General features: G+C 68.3%; 13 protein-coding genes and 1 pseudogene. 8 read left to right on the forward strand and 6 right to left on the reverse strand.

Annotated elements, in window-relative coordinates:
• The 4 genes from FNH09_RS47050 to FNH09_RS13395 form a co-directional block, all read left to right on the forward strand.
• A partial coding sequence (locus FNH09_RS47050; protein ID WP_162468531.1) for a DUF6415 family natural product biosynthesis protein occupies window positions 1-486 on the forward strand: 486 nt, incomplete at its 5' end.
• A gap of 327 nt (window positions 487-813) precedes the next feature.
• Window positions 814-1,506 (forward strand): hypothetical protein, encoded by a 693-nt coding sequence (locus FNH09_RS13385; RefSeq protein ID WP_152887476.1) that lies wholly within the window; start codon window positions 814-816, stop codon window positions 1,504-1,506.
• A gap of 207 nt (window positions 1,507-1,713) precedes the next feature.
• Entirely contained in the window at window positions 1,714-1,962 is a 249-nt protein-coding gene (locus FNH09_RS13390; RefSeq protein WP_152887478.1) for a hypothetical protein, read from the forward strand.
• A gap of 57 nt (window positions 1,963-2,019) precedes the next feature.
• The gene (locus FNH09_RS13395; protein ID WP_152887481.1) at window positions 2,020-2,997 is read left to right on the forward strand and encodes a hypothetical protein; all 978 of its coding nucleotides are present in this window, start codon (window positions 2,020-2,022) and stop codon (window positions 2,995-2,997) included.
• Between the two features lie 798 nt (window positions 2,998-3,795).
• On the opposite strand, the gene FNH09_RS13400 is transcribed toward FNH09_RS13395, so the two are convergent.
• The 3 genes from FNH09_RS13400 to FNH09_RS13410 all read right to left on the reverse strand — a co-directional run bounded on the left by FNH09_RS13400 (window position 3,796) and on the right by FNH09_RS13410 (window position 5,185).
• Window positions 3,796-4,416: an FAD-dependent oxidoreductase gene (locus FNH09_RS13400; RefSeq protein ID WP_338017560.1), complete on the reverse strand. Its 621-nt coding sequence runs from the start codon at window positions 4,414-4,416 to the stop codon at window positions 3,796-3,798.
• A complete protein-coding gene (locus FNH09_RS13405) occupies window positions 4,340-4,510 on the reverse strand; it encodes a hypothetical protein (protein ID WP_238426651.1) in 171 nt (56 codons plus the stop codon). Before FNH09_RS13405 ends, FNH09_RS13400 begins: the two co-directional genes overlap by 77 nt.
• A 138-nt stretch (window positions 4,511-4,648) precedes the next feature.
• Complete coding sequence (locus tag FNH09_RS13410; RefSeq protein WP_152887486.1) at window positions 4,649-5,185, reverse strand: hypothetical protein; 537 nt, start codon at window positions 5,183-5,185, stop codon at window positions 4,649-4,651.
• A 441-nt stretch (window positions 5,186-5,626) separates the two neighbouring features.
• On the opposite strand from FNH09_RS13410, the pseudogene FNH09_RS13420 reads away from it, so the two are divergent.
• Window positions 5,627-6,138 (forward strand): annotated as a pseudogene (locus FNH09_RS13420) (transposase); the annotation flags it as partial.
• A gap of 152 nt (window positions 6,139-6,290) precedes the next feature.
• Here FNH09_RS13420 and FNH09_RS13425 read toward each other — a convergent pair.
• From FNH09_RS13425 to uriH, 3 genes are all read right to left on the reverse strand, one after another.
• On the reverse strand, window positions 6,291-7,292 hold the full coding sequence (locus FNH09_RS13425; protein ID WP_152887488.1) for a ribokinase: 1,002 nt from the start codon (window positions 7,290-7,292) through the stop codon (window positions 6,291-6,293).
• Window positions 7,293-7,697: 405 nt separating this feature from the next.
• Entirely contained in the window at window positions 7,698-9,128 is a 1,431-nt protein-coding gene (gene uriT / locus FNH09_RS13430) for a uridine transporter UriT (RefSeq protein WP_152887490.1), read from the reverse strand.
• Entirely contained in the window at window positions 9,125-10,111 is a 987-nt protein-coding gene (gene uriH / locus FNH09_RS13435) for a uridine-preferring nucleoside hydrolase UriH (protein ID WP_152887492.1), read from the reverse strand. Before uriH ends, uriT begins: the two co-directional genes overlap by 4 nt.
• Window positions 10,112-10,265: 154 nt before the next feature.
• On the opposite strand from uriH, the gene FNH09_RS13440 reads away from it, so the two are divergent.
• From FNH09_RS13440 to FNH09_RS48455, 3 genes are all read left to right on the forward strand, one after another.
• Window positions 10,266-11,312: a LacI family DNA-binding transcriptional regulator gene (locus FNH09_RS13440; protein WP_202919662.1), complete on the forward strand. Its 1,047-nt coding sequence runs from the start codon at window positions 10,266-10,268 to the stop codon at window positions 11,310-11,312.
• 67 nt (window positions 11,313-11,379) lie between these two features.
• Window positions 11,380-12,030 (forward strand): hypothetical protein, encoded by a 651-nt coding sequence (locus FNH09_RS13445; RefSeq protein WP_238426652.1) that lies wholly within the window; start codon window positions 11,380-11,382, stop codon window positions 12,028-12,030.
• A complete protein-coding gene (locus tag FNH09_RS48455; RefSeq protein WP_238426653.1) occupies window positions 12,027-12,215 on the forward strand; it encodes a hypothetical protein in 189 nt (62 codons plus the stop codon). The genes FNH09_RS13445 and FNH09_RS48455 overlap by 4 nt, the downstream gene beginning before the upstream one ends.
• Window positions 12,216-12,291 lie beyond the last annotated feature (76 nt).

The following is a 12,291-nucleotide window of genomic DNA, read 5'->3' on the forward strand; positions in this document are numbered from 1 at the left end:
CCCTCCACCGGCACGCACCCGGTCGACACTGCCACGATCCGCTGGAACATCGGCCTGCTCCTCCCCCACCAACAAGCCCTCCCCCTCACCAACGACGAACTGGCAGCGCTCACCGACTTCCTGCGCACGCACACCCGACTGCTCATCACTCAGGTCGAACAGGCGGCCGCCCTGCGGCCGGCCGAGGACGTGCCTCGCTACGTCGCCCTCGCCTGCACCGCCAGGGCCCGTAAGCGACTCAGTGCTCAGCCCGCACTCGACCGGCACGGCCTGCTCGTCCACGCGCGCCGCCTCGCGCGGGCCCTGGCCGCGCTGTGCGACCACCACGACGCCCTGGCGGGGGTGGCGATGTGTCTGGCCTGCGATCAGCCCTTCCACCCCGGCGACCAGACCATCCCCTACGACCACATCAGCCCCAGCGGCGGCGCAGCACGCGCCGGCCACATCCACGCCCGCTGCGCGAACACTGTCCGCCGCCATCGCTGACCAGCCACCACGCTCTGCCTACTGCTCCGGACCATGCCGGGGCCCCACGGCGACCGCAGGGTCAGGGTCGCACCCACCCCGAATCTCCCGTCCCGCCGGACGGCCAGGAAGGACTCCGGCGGGACGGGGCTACAGCACCCGCCCCGAGCCCCAACCCTGGACAGGTCGAGCCTCGGGGCGGGCCCCAACCCAGAGCGGCCACAACCGCACCGGGCGCAGCACCCACACCGGCACCAGGCGCAGCATCCGCGGCGGGGTGCCGTTCCCGGCCCGGCCCCAGCGGCTGCTGCTCCAGTTCCGTCATCCACTAAATGAGGATTCGTTCGTATGCCTGCCCGTCCCGCCGACCCGAGTACCACCCGGCTGGTGCCCTACATCACTGGCCGTGAAGGCGAACACCCCGACCTGCTCGCCTCCCTGCACGGCACCCAGGGCCCCGACGGCCGTCTTCAACTCGCCTACCGCAACGAGCAGAACGGGGACCGTGACCTGCGCGGCGTGCTGTGGGGACGCTGCTCCCAGAACATCGGCCCCGACAACCTGCCCACCGGACGGCCGCGGTGGCGGATGGTGCACCCCTCACGGCAGCGCGAATGCATGGAGCAGCTGCGCTGCCAGGTCTGCGCCCAGCCCGCCCGCACCGACCACGGCTACCTCTTCCTCGCCGGCCCCCACGAAGCACAGCCCGCCGGAGCCGGCGTGCGCACCGCGCAGCCGCCGGTATGCGTCCGGCACGCCCGGACCGCGGCCGAGCAGTGCCCGCACCTTCAGAGCCGGCCCACCGTGTTCCTCACCCAGAGCGCCCCGCTCTCCGGTGTCATCGGCACCCCCTACCAGTACACCCACGGCGGCCTGCACGCCTTACCCACCGACGACCGGGAGGCGCTGCCCTACGGACATCCCGGTCTGCGCTGGTACCTCGCCTCCCAGCTCGTCCGCCGACTGCGCGCCTACACCGTCGTCAGCCTCGACGACCTCGCACTCGCCCGTCACCGGGCAGGCACACCGCCTCAAGCCTGAGCAGCAGGCGCCGCGCGAAGCCCCACCGCAGCGCAGAAACTCACCATCCGTCAACAGGAGACACATCGTGCCCGTCACATGCAAAGCCCCTGCCCGCCCATCAGCGGCGCCGCAGTTCCCCAAGCCGCAGGTCACCGGCCGACGCCGGCTCACCTGCCCCAGCCCCTGCTACGCCATGGCCAGTCCTATCGGAAAAGTGGCGGCCTGATGCGCCTACCTCTTCCCCAGCGTGCGGCGATCCCGGTCGGTCCGGTGCCGGTGACCGGTGTGGACTTCATGCCGGGCAACTGGACCACCGCGGCGGGCGAGGTCACCACGGACATGGGCGACCTCGCGGCGCGGGTGCGCAGCCTGATGGATCTCCAGCAGGGGGCGGCCTGCTCGTTGGGGAAGTGTCCCCTGGCCTTGACTGCCCGGCAGTCCATGGACGAGGGGGGCCGGAAACCGCCGCGTTAGCTGATGCCTGTATGGGGAGGGATGGGCTGGTTGACTGGTCAACTGCGAGGGGGCTGCGTGGCACGGCGGGACTTCGAGAGGATTCTGGGCGAGCTCGGCGACATACGACAGGCGGTGCACGACTCTTCGACCGGACTGACGGGATTGCGCAAGGACCAGGAAGACCTGCGCCGCAAGGTGCTGGAGACGGTTCAGCAGGGCACCGCAGGGCTACGTGAGGAGAACCGGGAGCTGCGGCGCCGCCAGGAGAAGATGCTTACCGATCTGGCGGATGCGCGTACTGGCGTTGAGGCCTTGCGGCGGGAGCTCGCGCAGGCCTTCTCGCACATCCTGGGTGCGGCGGACCCGGCGCGCGTCGCGGAGCGTGGGTCGTCTTTGGAGCTTGTGGAGCGCGAACCGCGGCCGCTGGATGTGGCGGACGTCGAAGCGGGTGACGGGTGGAGGGAAGAGGCAGTGAATGAGATCCCTGGCCCGGTCAGTGACGGCGAGGAAGAACAGCGGGCCCGGGACGGGCTGCCGGAGGTCGTCACCGCGCCAGCATCCGCTACGCAGGTCTCTCCAGCGGTTGACGCCACCTCGGCAGAGCCTTCGGCAGGCTCAGCGGCCCCGGCCTCGGGGGATGCCGAACGGCAGCGTGAGGAGGACCGCGCTCAGCATTTGGAAAGCGTGCTGCGGGCCGCAGCCATCGCTTCGGCCCGCGTGATCTGCCATCGGGACACCTGGTCGTTCCTGATCGAACAGACTTCCCAGCACCCCCACTTCCGCCTCCCCGATCGGATCAACGACCTCGACGACGGAATGATCGAGACGTCTCTGTCCGGCCGCTCCGTCCTGGCAGTCCTGGTCACCAAGCGCAAGGTCAGCGACGACCACGCTTCGGTAGACAAAGACGTGGCGACCTGGGCGCTGGCGTGCGCTGTTTACCAACGCGCCCGGATGGCCGTCACCGACACCACGCGCACCCGGCTCGACGGCGCCCAGGTCACCACCATCGTTCTCGACGACCGCCCCACGACCACCAGTCAGGCAGCCTGACCAGCCAGTCCAGGCCACCGTTCGCTAAACCGGCCACACCTGAGAGGAGCGCAGCCTCGCCAGACGGCGGGTGTCAAGCGGAGCCACGCGGCATGGTCGGCTGGCCGATGCAGGAGCGAACAGCGCGCGTTCTCACTGTGGCCTCCACCTGCTCGGAGCGTGTCCGTCAGCTCTGGAGATCGTTTCACCATGAATCGCGTACACGGGCCCGAACCTGAAACGCGAGCGCTGAGGGCTCCGGCTTGCGCTGCCCGCTCCAGAGTCCTCAGCCGTAGCCCGGTCCCGGATCCGCTCTGGCGGGACCGGGCTACGTCTTCCACGACCTGGCCGCCCTACGAGCCGGCAAACAGATCCGCGATAGCGTTCTGCGACGACTCCAGCGTTCGTCACCATGTCCGCGGTTCAGGCCGCGTCGAACTCGTGTGCATGACTCCCCCGCCGCTCCACCCACCACTGATCGGCTAGAACATCGGGCTCTACAACGCCAACACCGTGAGGAGCGCCTGTCTGTGGCTGGCGCTCCTCGACGCGTCGCCGAGAGGCGGGCAGTTGCCGCTGCCTGCCAGGTAAACGCCGTGCCGAACTCGACCAGCTCGAGATGCGCTGGCCCTGGAACGCAGGGATGACCCGCCACGACGGGGGTTAAGGCGGGCCATCCCTGACTTCATATGATCCCTAAAAATGAGCCTATATTCAGGCATATTCGAATTCGTGTCGCAAGGATCGCCCGTCTGGCGGTCCTTCGTCGTTCCCGGAGGTCCCGTGCGGGGACTGTAAGACGTTCGCTGTAACTCCCGATCATGGAAGATGCATCGATGACCAGTGAGAACGTGTCCGGGTACGGGGCCGTCGAGCCCGCGAAGGCTGTGTCGGCGAGAGCATCCCGAGTTGCCGAGTTGCCTCGAGGAGTTCCTGCCCCCACTCCACCTCAACGCCCAGTGCAGCCAGTCGGTGCCGCAGATGCGCCTCCACCTCCGCCTGCGAATTGACCAGCACGGGGTAACTCGCCAACGTCCCGTTGGCATCGACTGCCAAGCGGAGCAGACTCCGACCGTTTAGGTGCGTGACGAACTCCGCCACCTGAACCGACCGCTCCGGCAAACGGTCCAGAGCGCCGAGTCGATCGAGGACCTCCGAACCTCGCGGCTGCAGGCCAATGGCTCGCGAAGTCGCAGCCGGCCCCTCTTGTTTGTCTATGACCTTCACCGACACCCCGGCCGCGCGCAGGCCGCACCCCGCAAGAAGCTGAGTTGGCAGACCCCCGCCCAAGCGTTCACTGAGGCTCTGACACTCTGAGCCTGCAACGTTGCGACAATCATGCGAATCCGCCGGGGCGGGGACGCTAGGCATGGAAGTCAATCTCGTCGAGCGCGACGAGCAGGTCGTCAACGAGCCGCTGATGCTGTTGCCGCTCGGCATGCCGCGACGGAGTCGCCAGCACCAGGGTCTTTGCCAACGCAAGGTCTCCCGTGCCGGCACCGAGCAGTTCTCGGGTGACGATGATGGAGTCCATCCCCCCGACGTTCCGCGCACTCAGGAGGGACTGGATGGCCGACATCTCGGTCCCAGACGTCATCAGCTGGCGGAGCTCATCAGTCAAGGCCGAGATCCGGGCACCCCTCTCAGGGTCAAGCCCTGATACTGCCATCGTTCAGTTCCTTTCCTCTGGCGCAGCCCTCTCGGCCGTGGTCTCGCTCATGGCGAGGCCGGCGCTGACGGCCTCTCTGTCATCGATTCCGACGTGCCGGACGAAGGCCCACCGGTCCAGCTGAGTGCAAGCCCAGGACGGGTCGTAGGCCGCGGTGGGTAGCTGCGGGATGCGTTTGCGCCCCGTCTCATCCAGACGGTAGGGCTCCTCGAAAGCCCGGTTCCACCTTTGGACATCAGCGGCGTACCGCTCTTCGGCCTCTTCGGCGCTGATCTCCAAGTAGGCGGCGATCTGCGCCCAGGAGCTGCCCCGCTCGACCTCGTAGACGACAGCCGATTTCAAAGTGTGCTCAGCCAGTTCGATGAGCTGCCGCGCTTGGCTGACTCGACCACCCAATCCTGTGTCGTCATCGTTTCGGGTACTGACCAGACCGCTGGCGGCGTCAGCCACCTCCGTGGCGTTGTCCGCGAGCACGAGTCGCGCCCGTGCCTCGCGGGTGTATGCGGCTCGGTCGAGGTCATAGGGGGTGGACTCGCTCATGAGGGACAGCGTTCCACGTCCACCCGTCCTGCGGGTACCGACTATCACGGCGACCCACGAACGCGCGTGGCACCTCCGGGTTCCTCGTTTCGGCGCTGCCTGACACAGGCTCGCCGGAACATGTGCGCTTTGGCAATACCGACATTGGTCGTGAGAATCGTGCTCGACTTCAGATACCTCTGGTTGATCACCTGGAAGAGGGCTGAAGTCCCGTCGCCGGGCAGTGGGAGATGTTGGGTCGGGGACGGGACGCCGTGCACCGTTTCCAGTACCGGTCTTCCCGTCCCCGCCCGCCCGCCGAACCGGACGTGCCCGTTGGCCCAGCATGGCTCGCCACGTGGTCCGCTGAATCAGGCGAGGTATTCACTGACCTGGCCGACGAAGGCCACATCATCGTGGTTCGTCCGGCGGAAACGTGCTCCGTCGGAATCGACCTCATCCATCACCACCGCCCAACTAGCCCTCGCCCAGCTGCCGAAGAAGTACCGGCGAGGGCGACAGACGCTGATCCGCACGGACTCCACCGGCGACACCCACAACTTTGTGTCCTGGCTCGCGAAACCTAGCCGATGGCTGTCCTACTCGGTCGGCATAGTGATCACCGGCACCATCCACCAGCACCTTCTGCAGATCCCGGCCTCGGCCTGGACGCCAGCCGTTGAGGCCGACGGCACGGTCCGCGACGGCGTATGGGTCGCCGATCTCACCGGCAGGCTGCTGGACGGCTGGCCGAAGGCATGCGGCTTATCGTCCGAAAGGAGCGGCCGCGTCCCGGGTCCCAGCTGAGGATCACGGACGCGGACGGCATGCGAATCACGTGCTTCGCGACCAACACCCCCGACCAGCCGATCTCCGGGCTCGAACTCCGTCACCGGCTGCGAGCCCGGGCCGAAGACCGTATCCGGGCCGCCCGCGCGACCGGTCTCCGCAACCTGCCCCTGCACCAGCTTGCTGTCCCACCTGATGCGCTTGCCACTTCGCGTCGTCGGATCAAGCTGCTGGAGCAGGAGAGCGAGGTCCTGCACCGGGCCACGGACTGTCTACCGCGGGCGCGTCTTCCGTGAAAAGGATCTACCTGTTCCTGAGTGTCAGGTCAGTCGCCGGATCAGTGTGCCCAGGCAGGGGCAGCGTCGTGGTCGAGTGAGCCGAGCAGGGCTTGCACTTCGGCGTCGGTCGGGTAGGAGCTCTGGGCTCCGCGGCGGGTGGCGGCATAGGCGGCGACCGCTGCTGCCTTGTGCGCGGCGTCGACGACGGTACGGCCGTCGGCCAGCCCCGCGAGTACCGCTCCGAGGAAGGCGTCCCCGCAACCGGTGGTGTCGACGGCGTCGACGGTGATCGCGGCGATGGGGACGACGTGGGCCTGGGCGTCGGGGCCGGTGCCGTCGCCATGGCTCAGCACCACCGCGCCGCGCGCTCCCGCGGTCACCACCGTGCTGCGGATACCGAAGCGTTCGAACAGCGCACGGCAGATGTCTTCCCACGGCTTTGCGGTCACGTCGGCCCCCACCATGTCGGCGAGTTCGAGTTCGTTGACCACCAGCAGGTCGACCATGGCCAGCAGGTCCGGATGCGGTGTGCGATAAGGCGAGGGGTTGAGCACGACCCGGCCTCCGGAGCTGTGGGCGATCCGAGCCGCGGTGAGGACCACCCGGTCGTCGACTTCGAAGGCGAGGCCGAGTACCGCTGCCCGGGCGATGGTCTCCTGGGCGAGTTCGACGTCGCGCTCGCCCAGCACGCCGTTGGCTCCCGGGGAGACGACGATGGTGTTCTCGCCTTCGCGGTCGATGGTGATCAACGCCGTGCCGGTGGCGACGTCCGAGAAGGACCGCACCCGGGTGATGTCGATCCCATCCCGCTCGAGCGCGTCGCGCAGGATTCCGCCGTGCTCGTCGTGGCCGACCGCACCCACCATGCTCACGGATGCGCCGAGGCGGGACGCAGCCACCGCCTGGTTGGCCGACTTGCCGCCGGAGCCGACCACCAGTCCGCCGCCGCGGACGGTCTGTCCCGGCTGGGGCAGGTGCTCCGTGACGACGCTCAGGTCCGCGTTGATGGAACCGACCACACATACGGTGTCCGTGGTGTGGGAAGAGGCTGTCGTGTCCATGTGATGGTGTTTTCCGTTCGATCAATCAATGCGATGGGTGCCGGGCAGCACTCCGGCTGGCGCGGGCCGCTCTGCGAGCGCTCCCCGGAGCAGCCGGCCTGCCACCTGGGTGAGTGCCCCGGGCCTCGGCCACGTCCTCGTCCTCGTCCTTGGAGAACTCGGGAGCGCCGTGGTGGAGGTCGAAGCCGCCGGCGTCGGCCTGGATGTCCGCTCCTGGGCCTCGGCTCGCTCTGCCTGCGAAGCGAGCGCCGGCCGCTGGGATGGTTCCCTGCTGCCCTGAGAGAGGACCGGCCATCATCTGCGCCCTGGGCTCCGGTGCGATCGGTGCCCAGGGCTCCACGGACATCCGGCCGTTTCAGGGTCGGAGGTGTCGGATCCGCGTGGGCAATCCGACGGTGTTGCAGGTCAGCGCAGCGTTTCGGCTTCCGCCGGGCGCGGGATGAGGAACGACGCGGCAAGTGCCGCAAGGGTGACGACGAAGCCGGCCAGGACGACGATCAGGTACGAGGTACGGGTGTCACCGAGCGACTCCGTGGCCTGGCGGACTGCGGGCAGGACGAGGAAGCTCAGGCCGGCGCCGAGATTGAACGCGCCGGCGTTCATGCCGGGCAGAAAGCCGGGGTTGGCCTTCGGGGAGAGGACGATACCGAGCCCGTTGAGCATGATGTTCGCGGTGCCCGCGTACGCGATGCCCAGGAGTGCTGTGCCCACCACCATGACGGGAAGGCTCGACAGCCCCAGGAACGCGATGACCGCCAGCGCCACGAGACTTCCGATCAGACCGATCCGCAGCATGTTTCCGTAGCCGAGCACGGGTGCGAGGCGGCCGCTGAACGGGCCGACCACCCAGCCGAGCAGGGCGTAGGGGGTGAGGATGATCAAAGACATTTCCGTGGGGCCGACCGCGAAGCCGGGCGCAGCAGCCTGGACATAGGCGGGCACGATCCCGTTGATCACTGCGAAGATGCCGGTCATGGTCATCACGGTCGTCAGCAGCGGAGCCCACGTCGCGCGCTGGCGGAGGTGCACGATCTCGACCATGGGCTGGGCCGCCCGCTTCTCGACTGCCCAGAAGCCGGCGAAGGCCGCGGCGCCAAGGGCGACCAGCAGTACCGAGACGAGGAGCGTGCCGATGTCGAACGCGCCGACGAGACCGGCTGCCTGGTTGAGCGCGACAAGTACGGCGCCGACGGCGACGACGATGCAGAACACCCCGGCCCAGTCCATCGACGTGCCGGCTGCCGGGCGGGACTCGGGTGCCATGGCCGAGACGAGGACGGCGGCGACGACGGCGAGGACCGTCATGATCCAGAAGAGACTGCGGAAGCCGAAGTGCTCGGTGAAGTAGCCGCCGATGAACGAGTCGATCCCGGCCACGCCGCCGTTGACGGCGGTGATGACGCCCAGAAGCGCCCCGTAGCGTCGCGGATCCTGCGTGGCGGACCGGAGCATCAGGAGGCACAGCGGGACCGTGGGACCGGACACACCCTGGATGATGCGCCCCACGAAGAGCCAGCTCACGTTGGGGGCCACGGCAGCGATCACGGAGCCCGCGGCCATGAGCACCATCATCCCGACGAGGATGCGCTTGCGGCCCACGATGTCGCTCAGCCGCGGCAGGAACAGGGAGAAGAGCGCTGCGGCTGTGAAGAACCATGTCTGGGACAGGTCGATCACGGCCTGGTCGGTGTGCAGCTCGCGCTGCATCGACACCAGCGCGGGGCTGAGCATCGATGCGTTCAGCTGGAAGGCCACGCACGCCGCAAGGAGCGCTACGGTCAGGGCCCCGGTTCTCGTCACCGACGTTCCGGTGCTCGGGGTCGTCTGCACGCTCATGCTGCCGACACCTCCGAGGACGGCTCGCCGATGTTCTTCACGGCGTCGACGACGAGGTCCCAGAACCGCTCCCGGTCCAGCTCGACGGCCACCGAGGTGTTGCAGTCCTCCGGTGCCGGGGCACGGAAGTCGGCGACCGTCATGCCGAGGGTGTGCGTGCCGGTGAGTTCGATGTCCACGGGGACGCGCTTGGTGGTCATGACCGTGGCGTCGATGACGTAGGCGACGGCGCACGGATCGTGCACGGGCGGGTGGTCGAAGCCCTGGGCGTCCTTGTACGTCGCCGCGAAGAAGTCCATCAGCTCGACGACGAACTTCGCGGGACCCGTGCCGATGGCGGCGAAACGCTCGACCACGTCCGGCGTCGCGAGGGCCTGATGCGTGAGGTCGAGGCCGACCATGACCACAGGCCAGGACTCGTTGAAGACGATGTGAGCTGCCTCGGGGTCGATCTTGATGTTGAACTCGGCGACGGCGCTCCAGTTGCCCACGTGGTATCCGCCGCCCATCAGGACGACCTCGCGGACCCGCTCGACGATCCGCGGCTCCTTGCGGGCGGCCATCGCGATGTTCGTCAGTCCCGCCGTGGGGACGAGGGTCACGGTTCCGGGCTCGTGGGCCATGACCGTGTCGATGATGAGGTCGACGGCGTGACGCGGATCGAGCTCGAACGTCGGCTTGCGAAGGTCGGGCCCGTCGAGACCCGAATCGCCGTGGATGTCCGGCGCGATCTCGATCGGGCGGACCAGCGGGCGGGAACAGCCGGCTGCGAACGGGACCCCGGTGATACCGGCCACGGCAGCCACGGACAGCGCGTTGCGTGTGACCTTCTCCAGTGTCTGATTGCCGACCACGGTCGTCACGGCGAGCAGCTCGATGCCCGGGTTTCCGTGGGCCAGAAGGAGTGCCACGGCGTCGTCGTGGCCGGGGTCGCAGTCCAGGATGATCTTTCGCGGACTGGATTCGTTCGGGGAAAGGGGCATCGCGCTGCTCCACGTCGTCGGGGACAGGGGCTGCCACAGGCAGCCAGGGGGGTCACATCACTGTGACACCGGCGCAAATTCACGTCAAGCGTTTGACGTCAAGCGTTTAACTTCGCGACGGCGCAGGTCAGGACGCCCCGATACAATGCGGCGCATGGATACGGCTGACGGCAGTGCGCCCCGCCCCGCGAACGGCGGACCTCCTCGCGTGACGGCGGCGATGGTCGCGCGCGAGGCAGGGGTCTCGACCGCCACCGTCTCACTCGTGGTCAGCGGAAAAGCGCGCGGGCGTGTCTCTGCCGCGAACAGGGAGAAGGTCGAGCGGGCAGTCGCACACCTGGGTTACGTGGTGGACAGTGCCGGCAGCTCCCTCTCCAAGGGGTTCAGCCCCGTGGTCGTACTCATCGCGACGGACATCACCAACCCCTTCTACGCCGAGCTGATCTCCGCCGTCCGGGCGGCGCTCGGTGATCGGTACGAGCTGCTGTTGTCCGTGGGCGACCCCGGCAGCCCGACCGACCCTGCGAGCATCCCCCGCCTGATCTCGCAGCGCCCGGCCGGCTTGCTCATCGACGCCCCGAACGCGGAACTGGTCGCGAGCCTTCCCGCCGGAACACGGGCCGTTCTGCTGGACGCCCCCGGGCTCAGCACCGCCTGGCCCACCGTGAACCTCGACGTAGCGGGCGGCGCAGCCGAATTGGCCCGCCATCTCGCGGACCTCGGCCACCGGCGCGTCGCCTACCTCGACAGCGTCGTCGAGGTGGAGACGTTCCGGGTTCGGCGCGAGGCGTTCTGCGACACGGCAGCGGATCTGGGGCTCGAGCCCTGCCATCGGGCCAGCTCGCTCACCACGGTCGACGATGCCGCCGGCGCCTTCGCGAAAGCCTGGCCCGCATGGCAGGCAGCCGGCGTCAGCGCTGCGGTCGGCTGCACCGACACCCACGCATACGGGATCCTTGCAGCCGCCCGCGCGGCCGGCGTGAGCGTCCCCGACGCACTCGCAGTCGCCGGCTTCGACGACCTCCCGTACTCGCGCCATCTGAGCCCGAGCCTCACCAGCGTGAGCCTCCCCGCTCGCGAACTCGGCGACGCGGCGGGCAGGGCCCTGCGCGCGATCATCGAGGGCGGGAGCCCCCAGGACCACCAAGTCATGCTGACCAGCAGGCTCATCCTCCGAGGCTCGACCGTACCGTCTCCGTAGTACCGCCCCCATCAGGGGTCCGCCTGAAAGATCGTGTACAGCGCAGGCACCGCTCCCGCAGCGCAAGGTGCTCACCCCTTTCACCCATTGGCATCTGCTGCACCGCATCCGCCGGACCCACCGGCACCGCCCGCTACGCGCCTGCACGCAGCACCAGATGCGATCGCGACTGCGCCGAGCCCTGGAACGGCTCGACCGGCTCGACGAGCGCAGCATCCCTCTCGGGGAGCTCACACAGCCAGAACTCGAGACGCGGCTGGAGGAAGGGCCTGAGAAACGTCGTGAAGTGCGTTCCTTCGTCACCTGGGCGAGAGGCCGGGGCCTGGTCGGCGAGCTCGTAGTCCCCAGGGCCCCTGTCGCCGCACCCAGCGTCTTCAGCACGGACGAGGACCAGGCCGAACACCTGCAGCGGTGTCTCGGCGACGATGCGCTGCCTCTCGATGTCCGTACGGCCGGCGCCCTGGCACTCCTTTTCGGGCTGCAGTACACCAGACTGCTCGAACTCACCGTGCACGACGTCATCGACGACGACACGGTGGTGGCGCTCAACCTCGGCGGTCATCGTCTTCCGCTGCCGCCCGAAGTCGCCCAGCTGGTTCGCGCATTGCGCGACCAGCGCCAGAAACGCTGGCAGCTCGATCAGACGGCCAGCACAACACCATGGCTGTTCCCGGGCAGGAGCCCGCCCGTGCTCTCGGAGCTACCTACCTCTACTTGAAGCTCCGCCGACACGGCATCGCACCCCTCGCAAGCCGTAACAGCGCTCGTCTCGCGCTGGCCACCGACCTGCCAGCATCCGTCCTCGCCGACTTCACCGGCACCAGCATCAGCAACTCCACCCGCTGGACCGGATACGCCAAGCGGGACTGGCTCGACTACATCGCCAGCCGCAAGCAGCGCTGATCAACTTTGCCAAATCCGAGCACACCGCACGCTGAGCCTGGCATCGCTACCACCAGGCCCAGCGTCCAATCACGGA

Source organism: Streptomyces adustus (genome assembly GCF_009377175.1).
GTDB classification, from domain to species: Bacteria; Actinomycetota; Actinomycetes; order Streptomycetales; family Streptomycetaceae; genus Streptomyces; species Streptomyces adustus.

Coding starts and splice junctions, on each gene's coding strand:
- FNH09_RS13410 (WP_152887486.1), bottom strand. CDS start 5,185: ATGAGCGAGTCCACCCCCTATGACCTCGACCGAGCCGCATACACCCGC.
- FNH09_RS13440 (WP_202919662.1), top strand. CDS start 10,266: ATGGATACGGCTGACGGCAGTGCGCCCCGCCCCGCGAACGGCGGACCT.
- uriT (WP_152887490.1), bottom strand. CDS start 9,128: ATGAGCGTGCAGACGACCCCGAGCACCGGAACGTCGGTGACGAGAACC.
- uriH (WP_152887492.1), bottom strand. CDS start 10,111: ATGCCCCTTTCCCCGAACGAATCCAGTCCGCGAAAGATCATCCTGGAC.
- FNH09_RS13385 (WP_152887476.1), top strand. CDS start 814: ATGCCTGCCCGTCCCGCCGACCCGAGTACCACCCGGCTGGTGCCCTAC.
- FNH09_RS13390 (WP_152887478.1), top strand. CDS start 1,714: ATGCGCCTACCTCTTCCCCAGCGTGCGGCGATCCCGGTCGGTCCGGTG.
- FNH09_RS13405 (WP_238426651.1), bottom strand. CDS start 4,510: ATGGACTCCATCATCGTCACCCGAGAACTGCTCGGTGCCGGCACGGGA.
- FNH09_RS13425 (WP_152887488.1), bottom strand. CDS start 7,292: ATGGACACGACAGCCTCTTCCCACACCACGGACACCGTATGTGTGGTC.
- FNH09_RS13400 (WP_338017560.1), bottom strand. CDS start 4,416: ATGCCGAGCGGCAACAGCATCAGCGGCTCGTTGACGACCTGCTCGTCG.